This window comes from Mesosutterella multiformis (assembly GCF_003402575.1).
GTDB lineage: Bacteria > Pseudomonadota > Gammaproteobacteria > Burkholderiales > Burkholderiaceae_F > Mesosutterella > Mesosutterella multiformis.
On record NZ_BGZJ01000002.1, the window covers coordinates 212748 to 238318 of the forward strand.

At 58.8% G+C, this 25571-nt stretch carries 26 protein-coding genes; 10 read left to right on the forward strand and 16 right to left on the reverse strand.

Features of this window, described 5'->3' with window-relative positions; genetic code table 11:
- Positions 1 to 29 precede the first annotated feature (29 nt).
- Positions 30 to 1352 carry a C4-dicarboxylate transporter DcuC gene (dcuC, locus tag M4NBBH2_RS09620; RefSeq protein ID WP_116270777.1) on the reverse strand — a complete coding sequence of 441 codons (1323 nt, stop codon included), beginning with the start codon at positions 1350 to 1352 and terminating at the stop codon, positions 30 to 32.
- Positions 1353 to 1693: 341 nt separating this feature from the next.
- On the opposite strand from dcuC, the gene M4NBBH2_RS09625 reads away from it, so the two are divergent.
- From M4NBBH2_RS09625 to M4NBBH2_RS09635, 3 genes are all read left to right on the forward strand, one after another.
- Complete coding sequence (locus M4NBBH2_RS09625; RefSeq protein ID WP_116270778.1) at positions 1694 to 2596, forward strand: DMT family transporter; 903 nt, start codon at positions 1694 to 1696, stop codon at positions 2594 to 2596.
- Between the two features lie 137 nt (positions 2597 to 2733).
- Positions 2734 to 3549, forward strand: a complete 816-nt coding sequence (locus M4NBBH2_RS09630; RefSeq protein ID WP_116270779.1) for a phosphatase PAP2 family protein — start codon at positions 2734 to 2736, stop codon at positions 3547 to 3549.
- 263 nt (positions 3550 to 3812) lie between these two features.
- The gene (locus M4NBBH2_RS09635; RefSeq protein ID WP_116270780.1) at positions 3813 to 4730 is read left to right on the forward strand and encodes a metallophosphoesterase family protein; all 918 of its coding nucleotides are present in this window, start codon (positions 3813 to 3815) and stop codon (positions 4728 to 4730) included.
- A gap of 116 nt (positions 4731 to 4846) precedes the next feature.
- Here the strand turns inward: M4NBBH2_RS09635 and M4NBBH2_RS09640 are convergent, their stop codons facing one another.
- The 6 genes from M4NBBH2_RS09640 to M4NBBH2_RS09665 all read right to left on the reverse strand — a co-directional run bounded on the left by M4NBBH2_RS09640 (position 4847) and on the right by M4NBBH2_RS09665 (position 9545).
- Positions 4847 to 5827 (reverse strand): alpha/beta hydrolase, encoded by a 981-nt coding sequence (locus tag M4NBBH2_RS09640; protein WP_116270781.1) that lies wholly within the window; start codon positions 5825 to 5827, stop codon positions 4847 to 4849.
- Positions 5828 to 5955: 128 nt separating this feature from the next.
- Positions 5956 to 6699 (reverse strand): thermonuclease family protein, encoded by a 744-nt coding sequence (locus M4NBBH2_RS09645; protein WP_116270782.1) that lies wholly within the window; start codon positions 6697 to 6699, stop codon positions 5956 to 5958.
- Positions 6700 to 6822: 123 nt separating this feature from the next.
- On the reverse strand, positions 6823 to 7605 hold the full coding sequence (locus M4NBBH2_RS09650; protein ID WP_116270783.1) for a thermonuclease family protein: 783 nt from the start codon (positions 7603 to 7605) through the stop codon (positions 6823 to 6825).
- A 136-nt stretch (positions 7606 to 7741) separates the two neighbouring features.
- A complete protein-coding gene (locus M4NBBH2_RS09655; RefSeq protein WP_116270784.1) occupies positions 7742 to 8155 on the reverse strand; it encodes a hypothetical protein in 414 nt (137 codons plus the stop codon).
- Between the two features lie 97 nt (positions 8156 to 8252).
- On the reverse strand, positions 8253 to 8552 hold the full coding sequence (locus M4NBBH2_RS09660) for a hypothetical protein (protein WP_116270785.1): 300 nt from the start codon (positions 8550 to 8552) through the stop codon (positions 8253 to 8255).
- Positions 8553 to 8918: 366 nt separating this feature from the next.
- Positions 8919 to 9545, reverse strand: a complete 627-nt coding sequence (locus M4NBBH2_RS09665; RefSeq protein WP_235005573.1) for a hypothetical protein — start codon at positions 9543 to 9545, stop codon at positions 8919 to 8921.
- Between the two features lie 191 nt (positions 9546 to 9736).
- Between M4NBBH2_RS09665 and M4NBBH2_RS09670 the strand changes: the two genes are divergently transcribed.
- Positions 9737 to 10030, forward strand: a complete 294-nt coding sequence (locus M4NBBH2_RS09670) for a KTSC domain-containing protein (RefSeq protein WP_116270786.1) — start codon at positions 9737 to 9739, stop codon at positions 10028 to 10030.
- A gap of 82 nt (positions 10031 to 10112) precedes the next feature.
- On the opposite strand, the gene M4NBBH2_RS09675 is transcribed toward M4NBBH2_RS09670, so the two are convergent.
- Together M4NBBH2_RS09675 and M4NBBH2_RS09680 are read right to left on the reverse strand one after the other, a co-directional pair.
- Entirely contained in the window at positions 10113 to 11054 is a 942-nt protein-coding gene (locus M4NBBH2_RS09675; RefSeq protein WP_116270787.1) for a DUF362 domain-containing protein, read from the reverse strand.
- Between the two features lie 218 nt (positions 11055 to 11272).
- Complete coding sequence (locus M4NBBH2_RS09680; RefSeq protein WP_116270788.1) at positions 11273 to 11482, reverse strand: TOBE domain-containing protein; 210 nt, start codon at positions 11480 to 11482, stop codon at positions 11273 to 11275.
- A 196-nt stretch (positions 11483 to 11678) separates the two neighbouring features.
- Between M4NBBH2_RS09680 and M4NBBH2_RS09685 the strand changes: the two genes are divergently transcribed.
- Entirely contained in the window at positions 11679 to 12227 is a 549-nt protein-coding gene (locus M4NBBH2_RS09685; protein ID WP_174703628.1) for a methylated-DNA--[protein]-cysteine S-methyltransferase, read from the forward strand.
- A 91-nt stretch (positions 12228 to 12318) separates the two neighbouring features.
- A complete protein-coding gene (locus M4NBBH2_RS09690; protein ID WP_116270789.1) occupies positions 12319 to 12864 on the forward strand; it encodes a methylated-DNA--[protein]-cysteine S-methyltransferase in 546 nt (181 codons plus the stop codon).
- On the opposite strand, the gene M4NBBH2_RS09695 is transcribed toward M4NBBH2_RS09690, so the two are convergent.
- The 4 genes from M4NBBH2_RS09695 to M4NBBH2_RS09710 all read right to left on the reverse strand — a co-directional run bounded on the left by M4NBBH2_RS09695 (position 12861) and on the right by M4NBBH2_RS09710 (position 16482).
- On the reverse strand, positions 12861 to 13349 hold the full coding sequence (locus M4NBBH2_RS09695) for a GNAT family N-acetyltransferase (protein WP_116271116.1): 489 nt from the start codon (positions 13347 to 13349) through the stop codon (positions 12861 to 12863). The two genes, M4NBBH2_RS09690 and M4NBBH2_RS09695, sit on opposite strands and share 4 nt — an antisense overlap.
- A 66-nt stretch (positions 13350 to 13415) precedes the next feature.
- Positions 13416 to 14138 (reverse strand): DUF554 domain-containing protein, encoded by a 723-nt coding sequence (locus M4NBBH2_RS09700; RefSeq protein ID WP_116270790.1) that lies wholly within the window; start codon positions 14136 to 14138, stop codon positions 13416 to 13418.
- 589 nt (positions 14139 to 14727) lie between these two features.
- Positions 14728 to 15057, reverse strand: coding sequence for a cytochrome c3 family protein (locus M4NBBH2_RS09705; RefSeq protein WP_116270791.1), 330 nt, complete (start codon positions 15055 to 15057; stop codon positions 14728 to 14730).
- 12 nt (positions 15058 to 15069) lie between these two features.
- Positions 15070 to 16482 carry an FAD-dependent oxidoreductase gene (locus M4NBBH2_RS09710; RefSeq protein WP_116270792.1) on the reverse strand — a complete coding sequence of 471 codons (1413 nt, stop codon included), beginning with the start codon at positions 16480 to 16482 and terminating at the stop codon, positions 15070 to 15072.
- Between the two features lie 298 nt (positions 16483 to 16780).
- Here M4NBBH2_RS09710 and M4NBBH2_RS09715 point away from each other — a divergent pair, with 298 nt between their 5' ends.
- Entirely contained in the window at positions 16781 to 17359 is a 579-nt protein-coding gene (locus M4NBBH2_RS09715; protein WP_116270793.1) for a flavin reductase family protein, read from the forward strand.
- Positions 17360 to 17473: 114 nt separating this feature from the next.
- Here M4NBBH2_RS09715 and M4NBBH2_RS09720 read toward each other — a convergent pair whose 3' ends face one another.
- The 3 genes from M4NBBH2_RS09720 to nrdD form a co-directional block, all read right to left on the reverse strand.
- Positions 17474 to 18535: a threonine aldolase family protein gene (locus tag M4NBBH2_RS09720; RefSeq protein ID WP_116270794.1), complete on the reverse strand. Its 1062-nt coding sequence runs from the start codon at positions 18533 to 18535 to the stop codon at positions 17474 to 17476.
- A gap of 326 nt (positions 18536 to 18861) precedes the next feature.
- Entirely contained in the window at positions 18862 to 19389 is a 528-nt protein-coding gene (gene nrdG, locus M4NBBH2_RS09725) for an anaerobic ribonucleoside-triphosphate reductase activating protein (protein ID WP_116270795.1), read from the reverse strand.
- A 14-nt stretch (positions 19390 to 19403) separates the two neighbouring features.
- Positions 19404 to 21578 (reverse strand): anaerobic ribonucleoside-triphosphate reductase, encoded by a 2175-nt coding sequence (nrdD, locus tag M4NBBH2_RS09730; RefSeq protein ID WP_116270796.1) that lies wholly within the window; start codon positions 21576 to 21578, stop codon positions 19404 to 19406.
- A gap of 562 nt (positions 21579 to 22140) precedes the next feature.
- Here nrdD and M4NBBH2_RS09735 point away from each other — a divergent pair.
- The 3 genes from M4NBBH2_RS09735 (at position 22141) to M4NBBH2_RS09745 (ending at position 24796) form a co-directional block, all read left to right on the forward strand.
- On the forward strand, positions 22141 to 22551 hold the full coding sequence (locus tag M4NBBH2_RS09735; RefSeq protein WP_116270797.1) for a cupin domain-containing protein: 411 nt from the start codon (positions 22141 to 22143) through the stop codon (positions 22549 to 22551).
- Between the two features lie 100 nt (positions 22552 to 22651).
- On the forward strand, positions 22652 to 23065 hold the full coding sequence (locus M4NBBH2_RS09740; RefSeq protein WP_116270798.1) for a cupin domain-containing protein: 414 nt from the start codon (positions 22652 to 22654) through the stop codon (positions 23063 to 23065).
- A gap of 126 nt (positions 23066 to 23191) precedes the next feature.
- Positions 23192 to 24796, forward strand: coding sequence for a carboxylesterase/lipase family protein (locus tag M4NBBH2_RS09745; RefSeq protein WP_116270799.1), 1605 nt, complete (start codon positions 23192 to 23194; stop codon positions 24794 to 24796).
- The last annotated feature ends 775 nt before the right edge of the window (positions 24797 to 25571 follow it).

A 25571-nucleotide genomic window follows, 5' to 3' on the forward strand; every position in this document is an offset into this window, starting at 1 on the left:
CCCGCTCCCGCGGCTTCTCTTCAGAGTCTTCAGCCGAGTGTGAACATCGCGATCGTCGTCACAATCACCGCGGCGACGCAGGGGAGCGCGGTGCGCTTCACGACCTGCATCGGGTTGACACCCGCGATGCCGGCGAGAATGATGACGCCGCCCGCGACAGGGGACATCGTGCGGCCGATGCCGGCCGCAATCTGGGCGACAGCGCCGAGCTGCACAATGGTCATCCCAAAGTCCGCGGCGTGCGGCGTGATCGCCTCATTGAAGGCGAGCGCCGCGGCGTTTCCGGAACCGGAGACAACCGCCATGAGGAACGGACCCACGGCAGCCGCGATCATGGCGACAGACTGCGAGCCCTTCATGGCGTCAACGAGCGCGCCGGTGAGACCGATCGACTTCATGCCGGCCGCGAAAAGCGCGGCCGCGGCGATCAGGATCACGACGTTATTGAAACCGTCGCCCGCGCCCTTGCAGAAGCGCTTTGACGTTTCGCCGACGTCCTGCTTATGAATAAGACCGACCACCATGCCAAGCGCCGTGCCGATCAGCATGCAGACCGGAACCGAGAACGTTTTCGTCGGAAGCCACCCGACCTGCTTTGACGCGATGACGAGGAGGAAGAGCGGGATCACGGGGATGATCGCCATGATCGGATTGATTCTGAAATTCGCCATTTCGCGGTCCGTTTCCGTTTCTTCCTTTACGGAGCCGACACCTTCCTTCAGCAACATGGAAATCGCGGCAAGGATGAGCGAGGCGATCAGAATGCCAAGCGCGGCAGGGATCGCTTCCTGCATGATCACGATCATCGAGTCCGCGGTCGGAATTTCGCCCGCCTTATAGGCGATCGACGCGATCTGCGGGTTAAACATCAGCCCCGGGCTGATCACGGAACCCCAGGTGCCGAGGAACACGGCGGCAGCTGCCATCACCGGACGCACCTTAAGCGCGATGAGGGCCGGAATGAGGAGAACGCCGACCGCGGCCGAGACCCCGGCGGCGGACGGCAGCACAATATTGAGGCCCCAGGTAATGATCGCCGCGCCTGGCACCACGATCGCCGGAACGTGAGTGAGCGGACGGACAAGCGCGTTCACGAGGTGGTCAGAGCACTTGGTGTACGTCATCACCGCGCCGAAACCCATCACGGTGACAATCACGGGAACCAGGCCCCCGTTCACGAGCTGCTTGATAAAGGCGTCCACCGCGGCGCCGACCGTGGTCGGCGACCCGAGCGCGGCTTCTCCGATCAGCGCCATCAGGACGCCTGAGAGTGTCAGGACGAGGCGCGCCTCGTAGTTCTTGTAAATCAGCCAGAAAGTGACAAGGACAATCGCGAGTCCAATCCAGATCATGTTTCGGTCTCCTCGAAATGTTGGCGGCGGACAGACAGTCCGCGGGGCGGATCACTCCGGCCCCGCGGCAGTCTCTCTCCTTTGTGGACGCGCTTCGGAGGACTCTCTCCATTCCTCCAAAGGCATACTCAGTGTAGAGGAGGTGAGTATTTGTCTGGTTTCTGAATTTCTTTTGTCTTGAGCTAATCGGGCTGAAATCGCGGATCTTTACACTGGGAACCGGCTTTTCCGGGCGAGTGACGCGATTAAAAAGGAAGCGTTCCGGATTTCAGCCGCTCGTTACTGTGAGAGAATCAGACAGATTTATAAAAAATAACCACCCCTCACGCATACTCTCTCCTATGCAGATCAGAACTCTTATAGGGATTGGGCTTGCCGCCCTCTCCGGCATCGGTTTCGGTGCCGGCGGCATCGCGGCCCAGTACCTCTTCACCTATTGCCGCTTCACGCCGCTCGATCTCGTCTCGATCCGTCTGTTCGGAGCGGGGCTGATTCTCCTTCTCGCCTACGGTCTCGCGGCGAGGCGGAATTTCTTCCGCGATGTCTTCCGGAACCTTCGGAATATCGGCGCGATTCTGATTTTTGGTGTCGGGCTTCTGCTTCTGCAGCTCACGTTCTTCGTCTCGATCGAGAAATCCAACGCCGGAACCGCGAGCCTCATGGTGGGTTTCGTTCCGCTCATGATTCTTTTCTGGCTTGCGGTGCGGGAGAAGCGTCCCGTGACGGGGACGGAATACGTCTGCCTCGCGCTCGCCGTGACAGGCGTGGTGCTTCTCGTGACGCGGGGCGATTTCTCGTCACTCAATTTCACGGTGGCCGGTGTCGTCTGGGGAATCATTTCAGCAGGCTTCCAGGCGTTCTGCACGCTGCAGCCAAAGAAAGTGGCCGGCCGCATCGGCGTGGTCCCGGTGCTTGGGTGCGGGCTTCTTGTCGGCGGGCTCCTCGGGTTTATCGTGCATCCGCCGTTTCACATGGTTGTGGACTGGACACCGGCCGCATTCGCGAATTACCTCTTTATTGTTCTCGTGGCGTCGGTCCTCGCCTACTATTCGCTTCTGAAAAGCATGGAATACGTCTCAGCCTCCGTCACGGGGCTGCTGTCGTCGTTCGAGCCGCTCACCGCCGTGGTGCTTACCGTGATCGTCTTTCACGTGCCCTTCAACGCCTGGGAGATCACGGGCGCGGCCTGCGTGATTCTCAATATGGTGCTTCTCGCGCTGCAGGACCGGAAGAAAGAAAAGTAATCGGGAAGCAAGGGAAATCCAGTTCCAATGCCGTGAAATTCTGTTGCAATTTCACGGCATTTTGACTTTTCGATGAGTTATTCTTTTAAAATTCTGCCTTTTGCAATTTCGCGTCATTCGGAGAACCGCATAGCCTTATGCCTCAGACTCAGAAGATTCAGCTTGCCCCGATCACCGCGTGGACCCTCGTGAAGTGGTTCCTGATTCCGGGACTTATCCTCGCTTACATTACGCTTTACCCCCCGCACGCGCTTGATATCGCGCTTTCGGAGCCGTTCTATAACGGGACGAAGTTCGCGCTGAACCGGATTCCGGTGATGGTGTGGATTCACCGTCTGTTCCGCATCGTGCCGTTCTTTATCGGGTTCTCGGCGCTTTATGTGATCATCCAGAATCTTCGGAACAAGGTTCCTCCCTATAAGCTCGGCGAAGTCGGTAACCGCCGCGCGCTTTACCTGATCCTCGGGATGCTCGCGTCCGTGTTCCTCGTGAAGTTCCTGAAGGACACGACCGGTGTCTACTGCCCGTACGCTGTTGAGGTGTTCAGCGGGAACGCGCCGCTCTTGAGCCCCGTGTTCTCCTTCCACAAGAACCCCGGTCACTGCTGGCCCTCGGGCTTCACCGGCACCGCGTTCTGCTGCTTCGCGATGTATTTCGCGTTCCGTGATGTACGCCCGCGTCTCGCCCGCGGGAGCCTCATTTTCACGTGGCTCTTCGGTATCGCCTGCAGCGTGATTCAGGTGATGCGTGGCGAACACTTCATGTCGCATACGCTTGCCACCGCTCTTTTTGACTGGCTCACCTGCGCGCTCCTCTACTGCGTGTTCTTCTCGAAAGAGATCTGGCAGCAGTTCATCGTGAAGAACCGTGCGGAGGACGGCGGATCAAGCGGCGGCCCGATGCTTCGGGAAGCCGTGGCTCCGGTCCGGATTGAGGACCGCGGAGACCGCTGATCCCGATAAACCCCGGATCCAATCGGTATAGGCCGGAAGAATTCAGTGACACGGATTCTCCGGCCTTTTCTTTTGCCTGAAACGCGCCGGGAACCCCCGAAACCACGGCATTCCCGTGTTCCGGAATCCGTTTTTTCGGGTTTTCTTACGAAAATTTTGCGCACATTTTCCGTGTTCTCCGTATGATTTCATATGACGCCGGAGGGCGGATAGCCGTTTCTGACGCCTGATAAGTCGATAACTGACACACTGGAGAGAGACAGATGGCGGGTAAAAAAGATACAAAGAAAAAGAAGGTGCTTTTTGTCGGTGACACGCACGCCGAATTCGCCTTCATGAATTACGCGCTGAAGGAACTGAAGCCCGATGTGGCGATCGTGGTCGGGGATTTCGGGTATTGGAGAAAGAGTGACTTTGAGGAGTCGGGGACGGAACCCGGATACTTCTTTGATTCGCTCGTGAATGATCAGACGAAGGTGTATTTCTGCGACGGCAATCACGAGAACCATAAGCTGCTGCGGGAACTCGTCGCGGAGCACGGAAGCGATAAGCCGATCCGGATCCGGAAGCGGCTTTACTACATGCCGCGCGGGAGCACTCTGAAGCTGAATGGCAAACGTTACCTTTTCGTGGGCGGCGCGCTCTCGATTGATAAGGAATTCCGTGAGCCCGGGAAGACCTGGTTCCCGGAAGAACTCCTCACCGAACCCGAAGTGAAGGCGATCATGAAGACCGTCGACCTCGACAAAATCGATGTCATGGTGACGCACACGGTGCCGTCCGTTGGGATCGATGATGTCTGCAAGGCGTGCCAGCTGCAGCGGGACTGGCTCCTCGGGACGGTGTCCGAGGATAATCTGCAGCTCCTCTTTGAGCGTCTGCCGCGGGTCCGCGACTGGTACTTCGGTCACTGGCATCAGACGGCGGAGTTCACGGTGCCCCGCAGCCGGGTCAATTTCCATATGCTCAATATGACCCCGTATGAGGGGTGCCTCCGCGGGAAGGGCTACAGCAAGAAGCGTCTCGCCCGGGTAGAGAAGGAATATATGGAGCGGCTTGAAGCCGAGGCGGCAGCCGCGGAAGCTGAGGCGGAAGCGGTGCCGGAAGAGGCTCTTGGCTCTGAGACGCCGGAAGCGGCGGAAGTCCCGGCTGAGAAGCCTGAAGCCGCGGGCGGTCTCTGATAGCTGAAGGATCGCGTCCCCGGCTTTTCTGGGACGGCAATCCCAAACAAAACGCCTTCCGATGGATCACCGGAAGGCGTTCGTGTATCTGCCGGGTCAGACCGGCAGCGTCCCGATCAGTCCCCGAGCTTCTTCTCGAAGAACTTCACGATAAGGTCGCAGATCGGTTCCTGATACCAGGCGGGGTCGGACGAATGATCGACGCCTTCAAGGAGGTAGTAGCGGAAGGGCACGTGCGCTTCCTTCAGGAGCTCCGCCATATGGGCGCTCTGAGCGGGGGACACCATGCGGTCCGCGGTGCCGTGGATGAGGAGGAACGGAGGCGCCTTGACGTCAGCAGGCTTCCGGATGAGGAGACCCGCGGGGCTCGCGGCTTCCGCTTTCTCGGGGACCGAGGCGATCGGGCCGTCACCGCGGCCGGTGAACGACACGCCGTTCACGAGAAGCGCTTCAGGCGACGACTCAGAGTCGTGCGCCGCGACGGCGTCGGGGTCGAGCCCCTCACCGATACCGATGAGGTTAGAAACCGGGTGCAGGGCGCAGCAGGCGCTGACGGCTTCGGATTCATCACCCCACTCAGCGGACGTCCACTCGCGGGTATGGGTGGAAAGCGCCACCATCTCAGCGAGCCACCCGCCCGCCGAATTTCCCATCACGCCGATGCGGTCGGTGTCGATCTCAAAGTCGGCGGCGTGGGCTCGGAGGAACCGGAGCGCGGTCTTGCCGTCCACCACCTGGGCCGGGAACCCGGCCGGGATCGTGCGGTATTCAGCCGTCGCGACGACAAAACCGGCTTCAGCAAGCGCCCAGCGGTTTTCGGCAAAGCGGTCCTTAGCGGCACCCAGCCAGCCGCCGCCCGGGAAGAAGAGCACCGCGGGTTTCGCGGCGCCGGTGTCCGGAATCAGAACGGTCATCCGGAGCTGCCGCGCCTCGCGCTTCCCGATGATCTGCGAATACACCACTTCGGAGATCGTGCGGATCATCGGAGCCTTGCGGTGGATATCCAGGACTTCAGCGTCTTCCATCCAGCCCGGAAGCTTCTGCTCCCGGAAGCTCTTCTTCTGCTGCTTCTCTTTCTGCTTCTTTTTCTTCGACATGATCTTGATCTCCTGAACGCGCCGGAATCGGGGTTCGGATGGGAACCTCCGGTGTTCCGGGCGTCATAAATTAAGAGGGAAAAGAAAAGGGCGCTGCCGCCGATTCAGGCGTCAGCCGCTTCGTCTTTTTAGAAAAATCCTTTGTCTGAGCCTGAACGCTTCGCCTTTCGGAAGTCCCAGGGCGGGGTCGGGTTCGCTTCGCTCCAGAGACCGATATGCTCGCTTCTTGCTTTTTCCTCAGCGGCCTCGTAAATCGGCCGGTCCTCGGGGAACATCGACTTCTGATAGCTCCGGTAGAACCAGGCGTTCCCGGTCTGAAGCTGGCTTAAATTGATATCCTTCCCGTCCACCAGCACCTTGCCGACCGTGCGTCCGTACTGATCGAGGTTCCGATAGCGGACCGTGACGTTCCGACCGGCAACAAGCGACTCGAGATGAGCCTTGCTCGCGGGACCGCCCGCCTGGTCATGCTCCGGGGCGTCGATCCCAAGGAACCGGATGCGGATCGTCTGGCCATCCGTTTTTTTGAGCGTAATGGTGTCGCCGTCCGCCACCTTCACGACCTGCCCCTGAACCTCCTGGGCTCCGGCGTTCGCGGTCGAGTCAGGAAGACCGGCTGTGGACCCGGTCGCGGTCGGATTCTGCCCTGGGAGAGCGGCCGGAGCTCCGGCTCCGCCCTTCACGGACTTCATCGTTTCCTGCGTCGCGTGCCTGAAGGCGTTTGTGATGCCGTTACCGGTGAAGCCATTCACGGCGATCGCGCCGACAAAGGCGGCGACAAAGACGCCCGCCGCCTTTTTAAGCTTCGGGGAACTCATGAGGGAGTTGAGGAGTGAGGAAATAACGGAGTGGTTATCGCGGGGGTCAGTCATCAGCGTCAGCTAACAAATAAAGAGCTCATACCGGCGGAGCTCAATCGCATCGCTCTAGTGTAGAAAAAAGAAACACAGCGTGCAGTGCGAAACGGCGTATTTGCGGGACTTTTCGTTCGTGACTCAGGATTTTCCGGAAAAAATCGAGGTGACGCGGCCGAAAAAGCCGTCCGGCTGCTTCACTTCACTCTTTTCCTCAAACGTTTTCAGTTCCGACGCGCCCGTTCCCTTCCGGAAATCCCACGGGGAAACCGGCGCGGGATCGGCCCAGAGACCAATCCGGTTTTTCTTCGCCGAGGCTTCGGCTGCCGGGTAGAGCTTCCGGGCTGGAGGCGTGAGCTGCGGGGCGTCCGCCTTCATGTACCAGGCGTTCCCGTTCGTGAGCTGCGTGAGACCGACGTCCTTCCCATCCGCGATCACGCGCCCAAGAATCCGACCGTAGGCGTCACGGCCCCGGAACCGGATCACGACATCCTTTCCGTTAAGGAGCGCGGCGAGCGCGAAGTAGCTCTTGTCGCCCCAGACCTGATCCGGGTCCGGCGCGTCGATTCCGACAAGCCTCACGCGCTCAGTTGACCCATCCGTGATCAGCGCCGTGAAGGCGTCACCGCTATCCACTTTGGTCACTTTGCCGTGAAGGAGCGAAATCGCGGTCGGAGTCGCCGCGGGACTTGGTTTCGCGGCGGGCGGTACCCGCACTTCGCGGTCAGGTGACCCGAGCCCCACGGCGTTTTTGACCGTATTCCAGGCGTTCGGGATCAGCGTGAGAGACACGCCCGCGATGATCACGAGAGCGGCGGCTGCGACCGCGAGACGTTTCTTAAACGGGGACAGAGTCTTTCTGGAACTCCGTTTCGCTTTGGTGACTCTCTTAGGCGTTGCTTTCTTGCGGCGTGGTGTCGTCATTCGGGTGCGGTCCGTATGAAGTCAGAACCCGGTTCTGCGGGGGTTCTATCGCTAGTCGTAGTTTAAGAAAAAAATCCGCGCGGCGTGCTCTGTCTGGCGCGCCGCGCGGGGGATCACAGTCGTCTGAGTCTCAGCATCAGAGCTTCTTCAGCATCTTCTTCAGCTTCTTCGCCGTTTCGCGGACATCCTTATCCCAGTCTTCGCAGCCGAGATCCGGATCGATCTTCACGGCCTTGATGCGGGTGAGGAGTTCCTTCTTCTTTTCGCTCATCTCGTCGATCTCGTCCGAGATCTTCGCGAGGATTTCCTCGCGCTTCTCGTCCGCGGCCTTCGCGGCGAGAGCGGCCTTGGAGGCGCGCGTGCAGAACTTCTTCACGATCGTCTGAACGTCCGTCTTCTTCGCGTCCGCGATCAGCTGCAGCCCTTCAAGCGTTTCCTGATCGAGTTCGAGCGTGAGCGGCGGAATCGCCGGCACAGGAGCCGGAGCGGGTTCAGCCGGAGCTGCCGCCGGGGCAGCCTCAGTCTTTACGGTTTCTTTCTTATCAGCCATGTTGAGACTCCTTTTCGTGTTGGTCTTTCACCGGGTACCGGAAAAGCTCATAACGGGTCAGGGTTCCGATACCGGCTGGCAATGCTTTGTCTTTGTATCAGGGGTTGGGAGGATTCCTTTTATTCTGTTCACGGCGCTCCCGCATCTGCTTCAGGAACTCATCCTTCTTCGCGTTGAGATCGGTGAGTTCTTCAGAAATCAGCTGCGCGATCGCTTTGCGCTTCTCGTTCGCGCTCTTCGCTGTGTGCGCGGTTTTCGCGGCGGCGGAGGCGAGGCGCCCGATCACTTCTTCGACTGTGATCCCCTTATGTTCCGCGATGAGGCGGAGACCTGCGAGCGTATCTTCCGTAAGCGTCACGGTGACCGTTTCTGTCTTCACTTCTTCTGCTTCAGCCATATGGCGATCTCCTGTCAGTGAGTTTTAGCCCCGGGGTTTTCCTTTTCTGTAGTCTGAGAGATATATCTTCAGAGAAAAGGAACAGGCAGGGTCAGTAACTTTCAACTAATAGTGTAGTAGTCAAAAGCGCACTTGAAAGCGGTTAACCTGAAAAAATTTGTGAATGTCTTGAGGAAGGCGAAAGAAAACACCGATTCCCATAGTAAATACAGGGGATTCAAAGGGGTTTGCGTGGGCGCTCGGGAAGGCGCTCCGGAAATCAATGCTCTTAACCTGTCAGGATGTCAAAAATTCTGACGGAAGTGAAAAAAACGCGGGCTCCCGTTTGATAGGAGCCCGCGCTTTTAAGTGTCTCGGTAAAGCGTTTCAGCCGATACCGACAATCTTTCGGATTTCTTCTGCCGTCGCGTCGCCGAAGATCGGAACGAACTGATTATCAGGCGTTCGGTAGATGCCGAGCGGCACCTGAGTGCCGCCCGCCTTGCGGAAGATACGGGAGTTGTTCCAGGCGACGTCACGCTGTTCCTGGGTGACCGGATAGTCCTTCGGATTGATGCCGCGGAAATCCGGATCGTCGAAGAGCTCTTCGCTCTCTTTGGTGAGAGCCCAGGGGGTGTCGGATGCGAGAATCGCCGCGGCCTGCGCGGTGCTCACGTCCTTGGTGACGCAGACCGGGAACCAGAGGAAATCGATCTCGTCCTTCAGGATCATTGCGGTGTCCCAGAGGCGGTGAGACCACGGGCACTGGGTATCAAACACCACCATGACGCGGGGGAGCCCCGGGCAGGTGCCCGGTTCCTTCTTGATGCCGGGACGGCGGTATCCCTTGCCAGTCGCAAGCATCCGGCCCCAGATCGCGTCGAGCTGCGTGCCGGCGCGCAGTTTCGGATATCCCGGAACGGAGGGCATCGTGTAGAGATCTTCTGTCTTTCCAGGAAGGGGGCAAGTCTTATGGTTCGTCGCAAGGCTGCAGGAGCAGGAGTCAGAAGCCATCAGATCCTCCAAAATTAAGTGGTGCCGGCCTCTCAGCCAGCTGATACATAAATTTTATGTCCTGAAATTATGCAATCAGAGGCTTTTTGTATTTGGAAATATTGCTGAAAACCTTGATTCAGACCGGAATCGGCGTACATTTATTTTTATCAGTGTCCGTGTCAGTCGGAAAGAGTCCGAGGAGGCGAGCCATGGAGTGGAAGACCATACGGCGGGGCGGCATCCGGAGTGCCGCGTACGACCGCCGCAGCCGTACGCTTGAAGTGGAGTTCGACACGCGAAGAATCCTGCGGTTCCGGGGCGTGGGAGAAGAGATCGCGGAGGGGTTCCTCGCGTCTTCCTCCCCGATGTCCTACTACCGGGATCGGATCGAAGAGGATTTTGAAGGGGAGGAGGTGTCGTCCCGCACCGAAGCGCCGGCCGCGTCAGCGTCAGACGCGAAGAAACGCGCGGAAGAGGAGTGGAAGCGGCTTTTCGGCGGCTGACATCTATTCTTTGCGCAAACAGCAAAAGAGCCAGAAAACCTGGAGGTTTCCTGGCTCTTTCTGTATTTCGATGATCCGTCGGTTATTCGATCGTGATCAGCTCGTACTGCGGGTTCCCCATCTTCTTCTCAGCCATGCCGGACAGCTGACGGAGACCGTGGCGGGAGGTCATGCGTTCCACGAGGTCCTTGTTGCTCTCGTGATTGAACACGAGGTCGACAGACGCCTGATCGATCGCGAGGAGGTCGGTGGAGGCGAGGATGCCGATATCCGGAATCGTCGGCTCAGCGGCCGTGACACCGGCGCAGTCGCAGTCAACCGACATGCGGCGAAGGACGTTAATGAAGGTGACGTGCTTCCCGAAGTAGTCAAGCGTCGCCTTCGCGGAATCCACCATCAGTTCCATGAAGGGTTCCTTCATGGGCCAGTCGGTCCAGCTTTCGGGGATCTTGTCGACCACGCCATGCACCTGGCGCTTGCCGACGCGGCCCGAGGCGAGGCCGATCGCGATATTCTTCATCGAGCCGCCGAAGCCGCCCATCGCGTGACCCTTGAAATGGGTGAGAACGATGAGGGAGTCGTAATTCACGATATGGCCGCCCATCGTCACATGGTCGAGATGGAAGCCGTTACGGACCGGGAGGTCAACGCCGCCTTCCTCGTCAAGAATGTCGACCGGGCAGAAATCCCAGCCATTCACCTTCAGCGTTTCACGGTGACCTTCCGTCGTGTAGCGGTCACCTTCGTAAAGGGTGTTCGTCTCAACGATGTTGCTGTTCGGGATGCGGCTCTGGAAGTCACGCACGAGGTCACGCGGAAGAATATTGGGACCGTGCTTTTCACCGGTGTGCAGCTTGATCGCGGTGCGGCCGTAGATGCCTTCATTCACGCGGCGATAGAGCTTAAAGAGGTGCTCGGCGTCGATCACCGGCGTAAAGAACACTTTCGCGCGGGAACCCGGGACATCAAGACCCGTGACGTTCTTCGACCCGATCACCGGAGCCTGCGGATTGGTTGCTGTCATTTAAAAATCTCCAATGAGACCGGAGCGATTCCGGTCTTCTCTGAAATTCTTGTTATTTGTGTTCAAAGACACTTTCTTATCATCAATTTTAGGCGGCAGCCATCCGGGCGGTGTCTGTCTTTTTCTCAGAAACTTGCCGGAAATAAAAAAGCCGGTTCACGAATGAACCGGCCTGGATCGCGGAGTCTCCTTGTCGGAGACTCATACCCGTGTGTGGATTACTCCACAGCGACCATCACGGAGGAAGCCTTGATCACGGCGAAAGCCTTGACACCGACGTCGAGACCGAGGGACTCGGCGGAAGCGGTGGTGATGGAGGAGACGATCTTTTCGCCGGCGGCGGTCTCAAGGGTCACTTCGGTGGAAACGGGGCCCTTCTTGATGGAAACGACTTTGCCTTCGAGGCAGTTGCGAGCGGAGATCTTCATAGTATTCTTGATCCTAATAGGTGTTTTCAAAGGTTAGGCTTCGACGCGTCGATATGCATTTTTGGAATAGCGAAGACTCTATTTTCGCTATTAAAATCAATAACATCGGATGCATATCCACATCAAAAGCGTTGGAAACTTTACCAAAGATTTTTGAAAAAAGTAAGGAAAAAAGATCACCCGGAAGGAGAGAAAAGTGGAGGAAAAAAGCGTAGTCACGATGACGTACCAGACTCCCTGCGGGGAGTTGCTCTTAGGAACTACGTCCGGAGCGCTGATCCAGGCGGACTGGGTGGCGGGGTGGCATGAGGCTACGGTCCGCGCCCGGCTGAACCGCTATCTCGGAAACCCGGTTTTCGAGTCAGGGACGGATCCGGTGCTCGAAGAAACCGCGTCGCAGCTCGATGACTATTTCGCGGGGAAACGAAAATCGTTCGACCTACCGCTTCGGTTTCTCGGGACGGAATTCCAGACCGCGGTGTGGGATTCGTTAAGGAAGATCCCGTTTGGCCGCGTGACGACCTACGGCGAAATCGCGGAAGCGATCGGGAAACCAAAAGCCATGCGGGCGGTCGGGATCGCGGTGGGTGAGAATCCGTTCTCCATCATCGTGCCGTGCCACCGGGTAGTAGGCCGGGATGGCAGTCTCACGGGTTACGGCGGCGGGTTCGACGCGAAGCGCTATCTCCTTAATCTTGAAGGGATCCGGCTTCCGTCCGCGGTGCAGCAGGAGTTTCGCTTTTGACTCGCCTTAAAGCCTCTCGTCATTCGCGATAGTCGCGGATAATAGACACTCATTCTCATTGAGACTTTAGGGTTTGGGAGGCTCGAGGCTTATGACGGCAGGTGTGGTAGTCACGGAAACTTTTGCTTCTCCCTGCGGCGACATCCTTCTCGGATCGAACGACGCGGGGCTGGTGATCGCGGACTGGACGCACGGCCATCATTACGGGGACGTGATGAAGCGTCTGGGGCGCTACCTCAAGAACCCGGAATTCACTCCCGGTCATCACCCCGTGAATGAGCGGGCGGCGGAAGAGCTCGCGGAGTACTTTGACGGAAAGAGAAAGGTGTTTGACCTTCCGCTGATCTACTACGGGACCGAGTTCCAGAAGAAAGTCTGGCAGGTGCTGGAAGCGGTTCCCTATGCGACCACCACCACGTATCGGGAGCTCGCGATGCGGCTCCGGATGCCGCAGTCAGCTCGCGCGGTCGGGGCCGCGGTCGGGCTGAATCCGTTTGCCGTGATTGTGCCGTGCCACCGGGTGCTTGGAACAGACGGAAGCCTCACCGGGTACGACGGGGGCTTTGCCGCGAAGAAATTCCTTCTCGCGCACGAAATGCCGGATCTCTTCCCGCTTGAAACGGAATTGCCGCTCTAGAACGTAATCCGCATCTGATTCCAGGTGACGCCGCCGTGCGTCGACCCGAGGAACCCTTCATTCACGAACCCGAACTTCGCGTAGTAGTGGACAAGGGGGTCCTTACAGGTAAGGACCAGGCCTTTCCGGCCTTCCTTCTTCGCTTCCTCAATCATCCGTTTCAGGAGTTCCCCCGCGTAGCCCTGCTTCCGGAAGCGAGGCCGCGTCACCACGCCGAAAATCATCTGCCACGCGCCTGATTCGTCATGCATCGACGCGTCTTCATACATCTCGTCCTTCAGGTCCGGGTCGTTCGTCACGAGACCATCCACAAAGGACGCGAGTTCCCCGTCGACAAAGAGAAGCCAGAAGTGATTCCCGTAGGCGGCAAGCCGCGATTCGAACGATTCGCGCGTCGCCGCTTCAGCCGCCGGAAAGCTTTCAGCTTCGGCCGCCGCGATCGCGTCAAGGTCAGAGGGAAGAGCGGAGCGGATTTCGATTGTCATGATGGAAAGGAGGGCGGAATTTCTTATTCCGCCCTCAGAATTCAATAAGTTGATGGCTTTCCGATTCTAGAGGAAGACGGGCCAGAGGGCGGCGAAGATGAGAGTCGGGAGCATGTTCGCGACCGAGAACTTCTTCCCCCAGACCAGGTTCACGCCGACCGCGAAAATCATCATCGAGCCCGTGAGCCCGATCGCGTCGATCGACGCCTGGCTGAGGAGGGGGCCGATCAGGAACGCGAGAAGCGTGACGAGCCCCTGAAAGATACCGACCGGGATCGCGGAGAAAATGCAGCCGACTCCGAGCGCGGAGGTCATGATGAGGATGATCACGCAGTCAAGCACCGCTTTCGCGGCGAGCACCGTGTAGTCGCCCGCGATGCCGTCCTGGATCGCGCCGATCACCGCCATCGCGCCGATACAGACAGTGAGCGACGCCGTCACAAAGGCCCCGACAAAACCGTTGTCGCCGGTCCGCCCCGCCTTCCGCTGAAGCCAGAGACCGAAGCCCTCAAACCGATCCTCAAGCTTCAGGATGGTGCCGATCAGCGTTCCGACCGTAAAAGAAATCACCATCATCATCGCGCCGGTCGATGTCAGCGCGGGTCCGGTGCCTGAAACGCGGAGCATGAGAGAGAGCGTTCCCGCGGTGCCGAGGAACATGCAGACAAGACCCATCACGCTCATCAGGTTTGTCTGCAGCGATTTGCTGAGATACCGCCTGAAAACGAGCCCCGCGGTGCCGCCCGCGGCAATCGCCGCCATATTGATCAAAGTGCCTAAGCCAACCATGCCGATGCCTCAGGAGAATTTTCTGAGTGATGTGACTGAAAAGATTATCTGAACGAGAGACGGCTGTATCGTCTGATACAAAATTTTGGGATACCCTGGCCTCAAGGCCCCCGGAAAACGTGCGTAAAATCCCTTCCTGACCGTGGATCAAGCGGGTATTGACAGAAAATTATCACCCTCGTTAAGCAATTGTATACACGCTATTCAATTGTTTTGCTTGAATATTTTCTGTGTACTGAAAATATTTCCAAAGTATTGATTTATTTTCATTAATGCCCGCTATAATGGTTTCAAGAGACTCCTGGATGGCTTTGATCCCGTGGGCCGGGCTTAGCTGGTTGTTCCTGGAATTTCTTCTTTTATGGGTGACATCAGCCGTCTTGAACTTCGGCTTTCGGGCCGAAAGATGGGTGAAGTAAGCGAACTAGGCTGATGTCACCCACCCTTTTTGCTTAGTTAAGCAAGGAGAGCGGGGTTCTCGGTCACACAGAATCCGCTTAAATAAAGAGCGCTGTGAGTGGTAATCACAGCGCTCTTTGTATTTTCAAGGGAAGCCGTCGGACAAGATGCCATCCGGCGGCTTTTTGCTTTACTGAATGACTTTCGGCTGCGGGCGGAGCTTCTGCTGAAGCTTCGGAAAGCTGTGGCAGTCGTTGCACATGAGGTTCGAGCGCCCCTTCCAGTTGTGGCACGCGTCGCACTGCACCGGTCCCATGTGGGAGCCGTGCGGATTCGGTTTTACGTTGGCGGTCTGCTTCGCGAGCGCCTCGTAACTCCCGCCGTGGCAGGCGATGCATTGTTCCTGCGTGGGATTCCCCCTGACGCCTGCCTTCGCGTGTTTCTGGGCGAGCGTCTGTGTCGCGGCACCGGCGGTCGCGGCGAAGAGGGCGATAAGTGCGAATGTGATGAGTTTCTTCATTTTCTTCCCTCCTCAGAGCGCCGTTTTTGCCCAGGCCGCGGCCTGCCGCCCCGCGATCGACCCAAACACCGCGTTCGCGGTCTGCGGGTTCAGTCCCCGGAGTCCGGACGCCGCGCATTCGCCGACCGCGTAGAGCCCCGGGATCACGGAGCCATCCGGTCTCAGCGCCTCGGTCTGCGCGTTTGTCTTCACGCCGCCGAACGTCCCCTGGATCATCGGGGAGATCGGAGCCGCGTAGAGGCTGCCGCCAAACGCGGGCTTCACGTTCGCGCGCCCGAAATCCGGATCCTTCCCGGTTTCTGCGAGTTTCGTATAGGCGGCGATGGTGTCCGCGAGCGCCTTGCCGTTGATACCGGTCTTCATTTCAAGCGCGGCCGCGTCGACAGCCTTCACGATGGACCCCGCCGCGATGAGCCCCGGAAGCCGCTTATCCGCGGCGAGCACCGGGTCTCCGAACACCACCCAGGCCTGCTTCTGCGGGAGCGCCCAGATTTTCCTCGCTTCCCAGTAGCCGCCCGTCTCATTCATGAAGCGGACGCCATCCTGATTCACGATGATCGCGCCCGCGTTCACCGCGGGACGCATGTTGTACTTATTCCCCTCAAAGCGGTGGATCGTGGGGTTCGCTTTGAAGACATCCATATCGGCGAGCTCGGCTCCCGCCGCTTCTCCCATCCGCTGACCGTCACCGCGGTCCGCGGGGGTGCAGTAGAACCCGGCCATATCCCAGCCGTCACCGATATACTTCGCGATCATGTGGGGGTTCCCCTCGAATCCGCCAGTCGCGAGAATCACCGCTTTCGCGGCGTAGCGCGTGACGCCTTTCGGGGTCTTGCAGATGACACCGGTGACGCGGCCGCCGGACGTGATCAATTCAGTCGCCCGGGTGCGGGTTCGCATCGCGACGCCAAGCGACTTCGCTTTCGCCTCCAGCGCCGGGATCAGCACCTGACCGAGACGGACGCCTTCCTCAATATTGAGGAAGAACTTCTGAGCCTTCTTCCGGGACCAGCGGACACCGAGTGACTCAAGCCAGTCCGCAGCCGGAATCGCGCCGTCCGCGAGAATCCGGGCGACATCCGGTTCTCCCACGGTGTGCGTCGCCGCGGCCTCGCCGATATAAAGCTGATAGAGGTCTTCAGGCGTCGTTTTGAACCCGAGCGCCTTCTGGATCGGGTGCCCGGCGCAGCCGAAGATTCCGGTCGCGACGCGGGACGCGCCGCCGAACCACGTGTTCACTTCAAGGAGAATGACGCTTGAGCCCGCTTCCGCCGCGCGGATCGCGGCCGCAAACCCCGCGGACCCTGAGCCAACCACAACGACATCGTATTTTTCCGTGACGCCGGCCGCGAACGCCGGCGCGGCCCCCACGAGCCCGGCCGCGGCCGCTCCCGCGAGCACTTTTCTTCTTGTGATTCCAGACATAAAACTCTCCTCGGCGGAAGACCGGATAAGCGGCTCTTCACCTCCGCCCCCTTCGCGTCAGGCAAAGGCTGACGCTTCCATTCGGTTCCCCCATTTTTACAACTATACCCGTGCCGTATACAGAAAATCCATAGCGGAAAAAGACGCTTAAGATTATTACGCGTGAGAAATTCTGTATCTCAGGAAACGGTTATGGCGGTGGAGCGAAACCTATGAGGTTTCAAAGCCTCATCTGTTTTTTCCTATTGCCGTAATATTTTTGGTATTCGTGCTAACACAACAAAAGAAGGCAGCTCATATGTATAAGAAGTTAACGCCCCGCGCCGCGAACCGTCTCACAAGCGGCGGACAGATTGTTACGGTCGCTACCACGTCGAAGGAAGGCGTGGCGGATATCATGACGGCCGCGTGGAACACGCCGTACGATAGCGATCAGGTGCTCGTGGTGCTGGACCGCGGTCACACGACGACGAAGAACATTATCGAGACCGGGAAATTCGTGGTCGCGATTCCGCATGAAGGCCAGATCGCGGATATCAACCGCGTGGGGTCGATCCACGGGCGTGATTCGGGTGACAAGTTTGCCTGGGCGAAGATCACCCCGGTGACTTCTGAAGTCCTCGGGATCAAGACGCTGCCTGACGCGCTTGCCTATATCGAGTGCGAGCTCGTCGATCTTGAGACACTCAAAAAGACCGGCGTCTGCATCGGCAAGGCCGTTAACATCACCGTGAAGGAAGAGCTGTGGGATGAAGAGCATTCGAGCTTCGCCGCCGGCTTCGCGAAGACGCTGCACTACATCTCTGAAGACGCTTACTACACGAATGGCAAGATCGTCCGCGTGGAAGAGAACTTCATGAATATGACGAACGATTAAGCGCCGTTCACGCTGTATTCCAAGCAAAAGGCCTGAGAGAACATGTCTCTCAGGCCTTTCTTCATGACGGGATCCCGCCGGATTCAGCGGGACGGGATCCAGGGGGGTCGCTTTTTACGCGAGACGCATGTCCTTCAGGAGGCGCACGAGTTCATCGGCGTCCTCATCCCGCGTCGCCCAGCTCGTCGCGAAACGGACCACGGTGTGCGTGTCATCCTTCTTCTCCCAGAAGCTGAAGGCCACCGACTTCGCGAGTTCCGCCATCTGGGTGTTCTCGAGCACGACGAAGATCTGGTTCGTGGGGGATTCAAAGAGGAGCTCGTAACCCGAGGCGCGGAGCGCGTCCTGGATCTTCCGGGCGTTCCGGATCGCGGGGATGCCGATCTTTTCGTAGAGGCCGTCCGTGAAGAGCGTCTCAAACTGGATACCGGCGACGCGGCCCTTCGCGAGGAGGGCGCCATGCTGCTTGATCGTCGTGAAGAAGTGCGGGATGAAGTCCGGGTTCGGGATCACGACCGCTTCGCCAAGGAGCGCGCCGCACTTTGTGCCGCCGATATAGAAGACGTCGGCGAGCCGGGCAAGATCCTTCATCGAGACGTCGTTCGCGGGCGACGCGAGTGCGTAGCCAAGACGCGCGCCGTCGATAAAGAGCGGGAGCTTATGTTCGTCACACACCGCGCGGATCGCTTCAAGCTCGGCTTTCGTGTAAAGCGTGCCGTATTCAGTCGGCTGCGAGATGTAGACAAGACCCGGGTGCACCATGTGCTCGTAGCTGCCGTCATTCTCGATATCGAGAAGCGACTGATTGAGCACCGCGGCGGACACCTTGCCGCGCTCCTGCGGAACCGTGAGCACCTTGTGGCCGCCGAACTCAATCGCGCCCGCCTCATGCACGGCGACGTGACCGGTGTTCGCGGCGACGACGCCCTGGTAGCCGCGGAGCACCGCGTCGATCACCGTGGCGTTTGTCTGCGTGCCGCCGATAAGGAAGTAGACCCCGGCGTTCGGAGCGCCGCAGGCCTCGCGGATCTTATCCTTCGCCGCGAGCGAAAATTCGTCGTAGCCGTAGCCCGGTTCCTTCAGGAAATTCGTTTCCGCGAGACGCTTCAGAATCGCGGGGTGCGCGCCTTCTTCGTAGTCACAGGTGAAAGAAAGACGCGGAGTGTTCTCTGCCATGATGCTGGATCCTTTTTATCTGTCGTATGCGCTGGGTTTGAGGCGACCTGAGCGGGGGGCCAGGAGCCGTGCCTCTTTGACGTGAAAAGCCAGAGCATAGCTTTCAATATTACCTTCAGATGAGGAGACCGGAGAAGAAAGCGGAGGGGGAAGCCGCGGTTCCCGAAGAACGCGGCAGCAAAAAACCGGAGCCTGTGAAAGAGAGACTCCGGCTCCTCAGGGAACAGGCAAAAAAAAGCGCCGGCACTTCGCGGGTATCGGCGCAGGTAAATCCAGTTTCCTGGAATTTATTTTGACTTTCTCTGTGTGTCAGTCGTTCTCGTTTTTTACGGCAGATCCGGAAGGATCTCCGCGTGACCCGTTTCCCGGGTCTTATTCATGTCGATCAGGCGCTGGTTCGTGGAGCCGCGGAAGGCGATCACGATATTCTTCTTCGCTTCCACGAATTCACCGTCCACGAGCACGTCGATATAGGAAAGGAGCTCATCCGTCACTTCGCAGCGCGCGCGGCTGGGTGCCAGGAGATCCGTTTCGTAGGTGTACCCCGTGTAGCACCAGATGTTCTTTTCCGGGTAGAGCTTCTTCACCCGGCGGCAGAGCTTCACGAGTTCCCGCTGGTTATCCGGTTCCATCGGCTCGCCCCCGAGGAGCGAGAGCCCGTTGATGTAAGAGGGTTCCAGCATCTTGACGATCTGATCCTCAGTTTCCTGAGTGTAGACGTCACCGTACTTGAAGTTCCACGTCTGCGGCTGGAAGCACCCCTTGCAGTGGTGCGTGCAGCCGCTGACGAAAAGAGACACCCGGACGCCAAGACCGTTTGCGATGTCGCAGTCTTTGATATTCCCGTAGTGCATGGCGTCCTTATGGCTCAGAGGTGCAGAACACGGTCACGGATTTCTTCCGTGCGGCCCTGGTTCCAGAACTGTGTGCCGATGTAGCCGCAGGTACGGCGGGCGACGTTCATCTTCGACTGATCGCGGTTGCCGCAGCTCGGGCATTCCCAGACGAGCTTGCCGTCATCCTCGACGATCTTGATTTCGCCGTTGTAGCCGCAGACCTGGCAGTAGTCGCTCTTCGTGTTGAGCTCCGCGTACATGATGTTGTCGTAGATGTACTTCATCACGTCAAGCACCGCCGGGATGTTGTTCTGCATGTTCGGCACTTCGATGTAGCTGATCGCGCCGCCCGGAGAGAGGCGCTGGAACTCAGACTCGAACTTGAGCTTCGTGAAGGCGTCGATCTTCTCAGACACATGCACGTGGTAGCTGTTCGTGATGTAGCCCTTGTCGGTGATCCCGGGGATCACGCCGAAGCGGCGCTGCAGGGCACGGGCGAACTTGTACGTCGTGCTCTCAAGCGGCGTGCCGTAAAGCGAGAAGTCGATGTTCGTCTTCGCCTTCCACTCAGCGCACTTGTCATTCATGTGCTGCATGACGTGGAGCGCGAAGGGCTTTGCTTCCGGATCCGTGTGGCTCTTCCCGGTCATGTACTTCACGCATTCGTAGAGGCCGGCGTAGCCAAGCGAAATCGTGGAGTAACCGCCAAAGAGCAGCTTATCGATCTTCTCACCCTTCTGCAGACGGGCGAGCGCGCCGTACTGCCAGAGGATCGGAGCAACGTCAGACGGAGTCCCGAGCAGACGCTCGTGGCGGCACATCAGAGCGCGGTAGCAGAGCTGCAGACGCTCATCAAAGATCTTCCAGAACTTCTCCATGTCGCCGCCGGAGGAGAGCGCCACATCCGGCAGGTTGATCGTCACCACGCCCTGGTTAAAGCGGCCGTAGTACTGCGGCTTCCCCTGGTCATTCACGTACGGGGTGAGGAAGGAGCGGCAGCCCATGCAGGTGTAGCAGTGGCCTTCGCCGTTCTTATCCTTCTTCAGCTTCAGCATGATCTTTTCGCTGATGTAGTCCGGCACCATGCGCTTCGCGGTGCACTCAGCGGCGAGCTTCGTGAGGTACCAGTAGGGCGAATCCTCGTGAATGTTCTGCTCCTCAAGCACATAGATCAGCTTCGGGAAGGCAGGCGTCACCCAGACACCCTTCTCGTTCTTCACGCCCTGGATACGCTGACGGAGCGTCTCCTCGATGATCATCGCGAGATCGTGGCGTTCCTGGTCGTTCTTCGCTTCGCCGAGGTACATGAAGACCGTCACAAACGGCGCCTGGCCGTTCGTCGTGAGGAGCGTCACCACCTGGTACTGAATCGTCTGGACGCCGCGGCGGATTTCGTCGCGCAGGCGGTCCTCGACGATCTTATCGAGCTGTTCCTGATTCGGCTCGAAACCGATCGACTCCATCTCAGACTTCACGATCTTGCGGATCTTTTCGCGCGACGTCTGCACAAACGGGGCGAGGTGCGCGAGGCTGATCGACTGGCCGCCGTACTGGTTCGACGCGACCTGGGCGACGATCTGCGTCGCGATATTGCAGGCGGTCGCGAAGCTGTGCGGCTTCTCAATCAGCGTACCGGTGATCACGGTGCCGTTCTGCAGCATGTCCTCGAGGTTCACGAGGTCGCAGTTATGCATGTGCTGCGCGTAGTAGTCGGAGTCGTGGAAGTGAATCAGGCCTTCCTGATGCGCCTTCACGATGTCCTTCGGGAGCAGGATGCGCGCCGACAGGTCGCGGGACACTTCGCCCGCCATATAGTCACGCTGCGTGCTGTTGATCACCGGGTTTTTGTTGGAGTTTTCCTGCTTCGCTTCTTCGTTGTTACGTTCGATCAGTGAGAGGATTTTGTTATCCGTCGTGTTCGACTCACGGACGAGATTCCGGGTAAAACGGTAACGGATATAGCGCTTTGCGGTCTCAGGAGCGCCCTGCAGAATGATGTGGGTTTCAACGAGCTCCTGAATCTCCTCAACGGAGAGAGCGTGACCCAGTTCTTTGCAGTGGTCTTCAATGACGAGCGAAATGTAATCGATCTGACGATCGGTCAGCTCGGCTTTGCCGTCATCGGAGATATTGGCTTTAGCGATTGCGTTTTTGATTTTCTGGCGGTCGAATTCTTCTTCCGACCCGTTTCGCTTGATGATCTTCACTCTGCGTCTCCTGGCATCTATTCAAAGAGCCAACTAAATCTTGTTGATGGAACTCGTTAATGATACATAATCTGGTGCTTTTTTCAACCAGAAAGCCCGGTGTGGAAATTTTCCTTTTTTGATTCAGGCGCTTTCAAATCTTGTTCACAGCGGGGTGAAAAGCGGCGCTTTTTTTCCACATTTCGCTGATGAGTTTTTGATCAGCCGGGGTTATTTTTCAGGCGCCGGAAACTAAATAGCCGGACCCGGAAAGTCTCCGGACCAGATATGGCATATCAGGAATTCCGCTTATCCACAGCGAAGCGGAAAAACAGCTCCGCATTCTCCTCCAAAAGGGGAAGTCGGGGGAGACGGATTTCGGTATCACATATTGAAGTGATTGCAAAAAATGAAAGACGGATTCGGGGACAGGAACTGACAATCAATTGAGAAAAAATGGCAAATCGGGGATCCCGCCCGACTGATAATTCTTTAGGAGCGGTAACCGGTGCTTTGAGAGCGGGAAAAAGAGATGCTTTCAGACCCCTTAGCCGGTTCCCGGCCACTTTTTGGAGAAAAGCAGATGGCAGATCAGAAAGATATGAGTGTGTTCGATTCGGGCGACGTGAATCCCTATAACAAGTTCTTTACGGGGATCAGCTACCTCAAGATGCTTTCGACCGAACAGGTTCCGGTCGGAAACGTCACGTTTGAGCCCGGGTGCCGCAACCACTGGCATATCCACCACGCGACGCAGGGCGGCGGTCAGATTCTGCTCGTGACCGCGGGCCGCGGCTGGTATCAGGAGTGGGGTAAGCCCGCGCAGGCTCTGAAGCCGGGTGACGTCGTGAATATTCCGGCAAACGTCAAGCACTGGCACGGTGCCGCGAAAGACGCCTGGTTCCAGCATCTCGCGATTGAGGTGCCGGGTGAAGGCGCGAAGACCGAGTGGTGCGAACCGGTGTCGGACGCCGATTACGACGCTCTGAAGTAAGAAAGAACAGAGGAGGAGGGGGGCGGAAGCGATTCCGCCCTCTTTCGCGAGAAACGCCATTCAGCGCATGAAAGAAAACCTATATGAGGAGCGGTGAGAAATGGCTGAAGAAGTAAAAGAGCTGAGTGTCTTCCCGATGGGGGAAGAGAATCCCTTTGGACAGTACTTCACGGGAAAGAGCTACCGGAAGGCGCTCTCGAGTGAACAAGTGAAGGTGAGCAACATCACCTTTACCCCGGGGTGCCGCAACCACTGGCATATCCATCACGCGGAAACCGGAGGCGGGCAGATGCTGCTCGTCACCGCGGGGCGCGGGTGGTACCAGGAGTGGGGGAAGCCGGCCCGGGAACTGAAGCCCGGCGACGTCGTCAATATCCCGGCAAACGTCAAGCACTGGCACGGCGCGGCGAAGGACAGCTGGTTCCAGCATATCGGGATCGGGGTCCCGGGCACCAAGACAAGTACCGAGTGGTGTGAGCCGGTGTCGGACGACGACTACGCGAAACTCCCGTAACCCGACTTCAAAACAGCAATACTTTCCGACAGACTCCGGTGTCCGGTTGGCAGTCCGTCTTCTCTTTTAATATAAGGGGGCGGCTTCCAGCCGGTTTTTTTGTGTTTCACGAGGAGGAAGATAAGCATGACGCGGAAAACGTGGTTCAGTTGGGTGGCAGCCGGGATGCTCGGTCTCGCGGCCGGAGTTTCAGGCGCGGCCCCCTCAGTCACTGTTGCTTCCTCCGCCCCAGTCGCGGACACGGTCCAGGGAAAGGTGACTGGCATCACGCGGACGCTTCCCGGCACAGACCTTGCGGCGGACGCGTTCCTTGGAATTCCGTACGCCGAGCCGCCGGTCGGCGATCTCCGCTGGAAACCCGCGGCTCCCGCGAAAAACTGGACTGGTGTCCGGAACGCCGAGTGGCACGCGGCGCCGTGCCTGCAGCCAGAAGGGGGATCGGAAGACTGCCTCTACGCCGATATCTACCGCCCGGCCGGCACGAAGTCGGACGCGAAGCTTCCGGTTGCCGTGTATCTCCATGGCGGCGCGAATATCACGGGAAGCGCTTCAGCGCAGGATCCGTCGCGGCTCGCGGCGGAATCCGGTGTGATCGTGGTGGCGGTCCAGTATCGGCTTGGGGCGCTTGGGTTCCTGTCGCTCCCCGAATTCGGGGAAGCCTCGGGGAACTTCGCGATCACCGATATCGAGGAAGCGCTCCGCTGGGTGAAAAAGACGATCGCGGGCTACGGCGGAGATCCGGATCGCGTGACCCTCATGGGAGAGTCCTCCGGCGGCACCGATGTCTGCCGGATGCTCGTGGACCCGAAAGCGAAGGGGCTCTTCCATCAGGCGGTGATTCAGTCAGACACCTGCGCCTTTGATTCTGAGCGCCCCGCGAAGGCGAAGCGCCGGAGTGAATTCTTTATCAAGCGGGCGGGCTGCGACTTTGAGAGCGGAGTCGGAAACTGCCTGAGGAAGGTTCCGGCTGAAAAGATCGCCGAGGCGAGCGCCTCATCCGGCCTTTGGGCTCCGGTGTCGGAAGTCCCCGGGATCGAGCAGATCAGTAAGGGCAATTGGAACCGTGTGCCGCTCCTCTCGGGGTCGAATAAAAACGAGGCGCGGGACGCTGCGTCGGTCTTCACCGGGTGGAGTGAGGACGCCTATAAGGTCTGGGTGAAGAGGCTCGTGGGGGACAACTGGTACAAGGCTCAGGTTGAGTACCCGGGTGATAAGTATGAGAAGGATGAGGCGTACGGTGTCCCCTACATCATGGGGGACTTCATGACGGATTCCGGCATGCGGGGTCTCGGCGGCTGCGGGAGCCTGACGCTCGCGCGGGCCGCGGCGGCGTCTGATGTCACCTCCTGGTTCTACGCGTTTGAGGATGAGAACGCGCCGACGCTTCTTCGTCCCCGCTATCCCGGCTACAAGACCGGCGCGAGCCACGGTTCTGAACTCTCGTACCTCTTCCCCGACACCGGGCGGTTCCTCGCGCTCGCATCCAAGATGACGCCGGATCAGAAGCAGCTCGCGGAAACGATCCGCGCGTACTGGGGGAACTTCATCCGGACCGGAGACCCAAACGGGAAAGGCGTCCCGGCGTGGGGCCCCTATAAGGAAGACGGCGCCGTGATGGTGCTCGCTCCTGGAAAGACCGGCACGCGCCCGGCCGCGTACTTCGCGGGTGAACATAAGTGCGCGTTCTGGGCGTCGATCCCGCCTGTCACCGGACGGGGGAGCAGTTTCTGAGTTTGGCCCGGGATTTCGGACAGTTCAAAAAACAAAGGCATCCTTCTTTTGGTAGAAGGATGCCTTGTCGTTTCAGCCTCTAGCGGGGAAAGCCAGGCGGCGGTTCACCGGGACCATGAGGGCCTTTCGGTGCCGACCGGGGCGCTGGCCCCGGACGAGGACCAGACCCCGGGCGGGGACCCATCCCGGGGCCGCCGGGGCGTCCGGGAGGATTCCGGAAACCCGGTCCCGGTCTGCCAGGACCGATCGGGCGCGGACCGCCAGACCGATGCATCATCCGCGGATCCACGGGACGGTGAGGCCCAGGGGGCGGAGGTGCCGGTCGGAACCCCGGTCTCGGACCGGGGCCAGCAAAGTGCGGCGGCGGAGCCGGCCTCGGAGGCGGCGGCACGGGTCTCGGAGGAGGAGGCGGTGCCACATGGGGACGCGGGGGCGGCGGTGGCGGCACAGGATGAGGATGCGGGGGAGGCGGCGGATGCGGCACCGGCTGGTAAATCACCCCGGTCTCGTAATACCCGCCGTAAAGCCCATCGTCATACACCGCGCAGCCAGAAAGCAGTGTGACCGGGAACGCTGCCGCGGCCTTAAGAAGAGTTCTGCGTTTCATGGCGCTGATCCTTGAGTCAGAAAATCAATTCGGTTCTGAAGACCATTCTAGGGGAAAGGGCGTGAGTTTCGTGACGCATTTTGTTTCTGATCGGTAACAGAGAAGCGCCCGGAATCCGGGGTTTTCGGGGATCTTCACGGAGAAAAGCGCCAGTCTGATCGCAAAAAG

Coding starts and splice junctions, on each gene's coding strand:
- dcuC (WP_116270777.1), bottom strand. CDS start 1,352: ATGATCTGGATTGGACTCGCGATTGTCCTTGTCACTTTCTGGCTGATT.
- M4NBBH2_RS09625 (WP_116270778.1), top strand. CDS start 1,694: ATGCAGATCAGAACTCTTATAGGGATTGGGCTTGCCGCCCTCTCCGGC.
- M4NBBH2_RS09630 (WP_116270779.1), top strand. CDS start 2,734: ATGCCTCAGACTCAGAAGATTCAGCTTGCCCCGATCACCGCGTGGACC.
- M4NBBH2_RS09635 (WP_116270780.1), top strand. CDS start 3,813: ATGGCGGGTAAAAAAGATACAAAGAAAAAGAAGGTGCTTTTTGTCGGT.
- M4NBBH2_RS09640 (WP_116270781.1), bottom strand. CDS start 5,827: ATGTCGAAGAAAAAGAAGCAGAAAGAGAAGCAGCAGAAGAAGAGCTTC.
- M4NBBH2_RS09645 (WP_116270782.1), bottom strand. CDS start 6,699: ATGACTGACCCCCGCGATAACCACTCCGTTATTTCCTCACTCCTCAAC.
- M4NBBH2_RS09650 (WP_116270783.1), bottom strand. CDS start 7,605: ATGACGACACCACGCCGCAAGAAAGCAACGCCTAAGAGAGTCACCAAA.
- M4NBBH2_RS09655 (WP_116270784.1), bottom strand. CDS start 8,155: ATGGCTGATAAGAAAGAAACCGTAAAGACTGAGGCTGCCCCGGCGGCA.
- M4NBBH2_RS09660 (WP_116270785.1), bottom strand. CDS start 8,552: ATGGCTGAAGCAGAAGAAGTGAAGACAGAAACGGTCACCGTGACGCTT.
- M4NBBH2_RS09665 (WP_235005573.1), bottom strand. CDS start 9,545: ATGGCTTCTGACTCCTGCTCCTGCAGCCTTGCGACGAACCATAAGACT.
- M4NBBH2_RS09670 (WP_116270786.1), top strand. CDS start 9,737: ATGGAGTGGAAGACCATACGGCGGGGCGGCATCCGGAGTGCCGCGTAC.
- M4NBBH2_RS09675 (WP_116270787.1), bottom strand. CDS start 11,054: ATGACAGCAACCAATCCGCAGGCTCCGGTGATCGGGTCGAAGAACGTC.
- M4NBBH2_RS09680 (WP_116270788.1), bottom strand. CDS start 11,482: ATGAAGATCTCCGCTCGCAACTGCCTCGAAGGCAAAGTCGTTTCCATC.
- M4NBBH2_RS09690 (WP_116270789.1), top strand. CDS start 12,319: ATGACGGCAGGTGTGGTAGTCACGGAAACTTTTGCTTCTCCCTGCGGC.
- M4NBBH2_RS09695 (WP_116271116.1), bottom strand. CDS start 13,349: ATGACAATCGAAATCCGCTCCGCTCTTCCCTCTGACCTTGACGCGATC.
- M4NBBH2_RS09700 (WP_116270790.1), bottom strand. CDS start 14,138: ATGGTTGGCTTAGGCACTTTGATCAATATGGCGGCGATTGCCGCGGGC.
- M4NBBH2_RS09705 (WP_116270791.1), bottom strand. CDS start 15,057: ATGAAGAAACTCATCACATTCGCACTTATCGCCCTCTTCGCCGCGACC.
- M4NBBH2_RS09710 (WP_116270792.1), bottom strand. CDS start 16,482: ATGTCTGGAATCACAAGAAGAAAAGTGCTCGCGGGAGCGGCCGCGGCC.
- M4NBBH2_RS09715 (WP_116270793.1), top strand. CDS start 16,781: ATGTATAAGAAGTTAACGCCCCGCGCCGCGAACCGTCTCACAAGCGGC.
- M4NBBH2_RS09720 (WP_116270794.1), bottom strand. CDS start 18,535: ATGGCAGAGAACACTCCGCGTCTTTCTTTCACCTGTGACTACGAAGAA.
- nrdG (WP_116270795.1), bottom strand. CDS start 19,389: ATGCACTACGGGAATATCAAAGACTGCGACATCGCAAACGGTCTTGGC.
- M4NBBH2_RS09735 (WP_116270797.1), top strand. CDS start 22,141: ATGGCAGATCAGAAAGATATGAGTGTGTTCGATTCGGGCGACGTGAAT.
- M4NBBH2_RS09740 (WP_116270798.1), top strand. CDS start 22,652: ATGGCTGAAGAAGTAAAAGAGCTGAGTGTCTTCCCGATGGGGGAAGAG.
- M4NBBH2_RS09745 (WP_116270799.1), top strand. CDS start 23,192: ATGACGCGGAAAACGTGGTTCAGTTGGGTGGCAGCCGGGATGCTCGGT.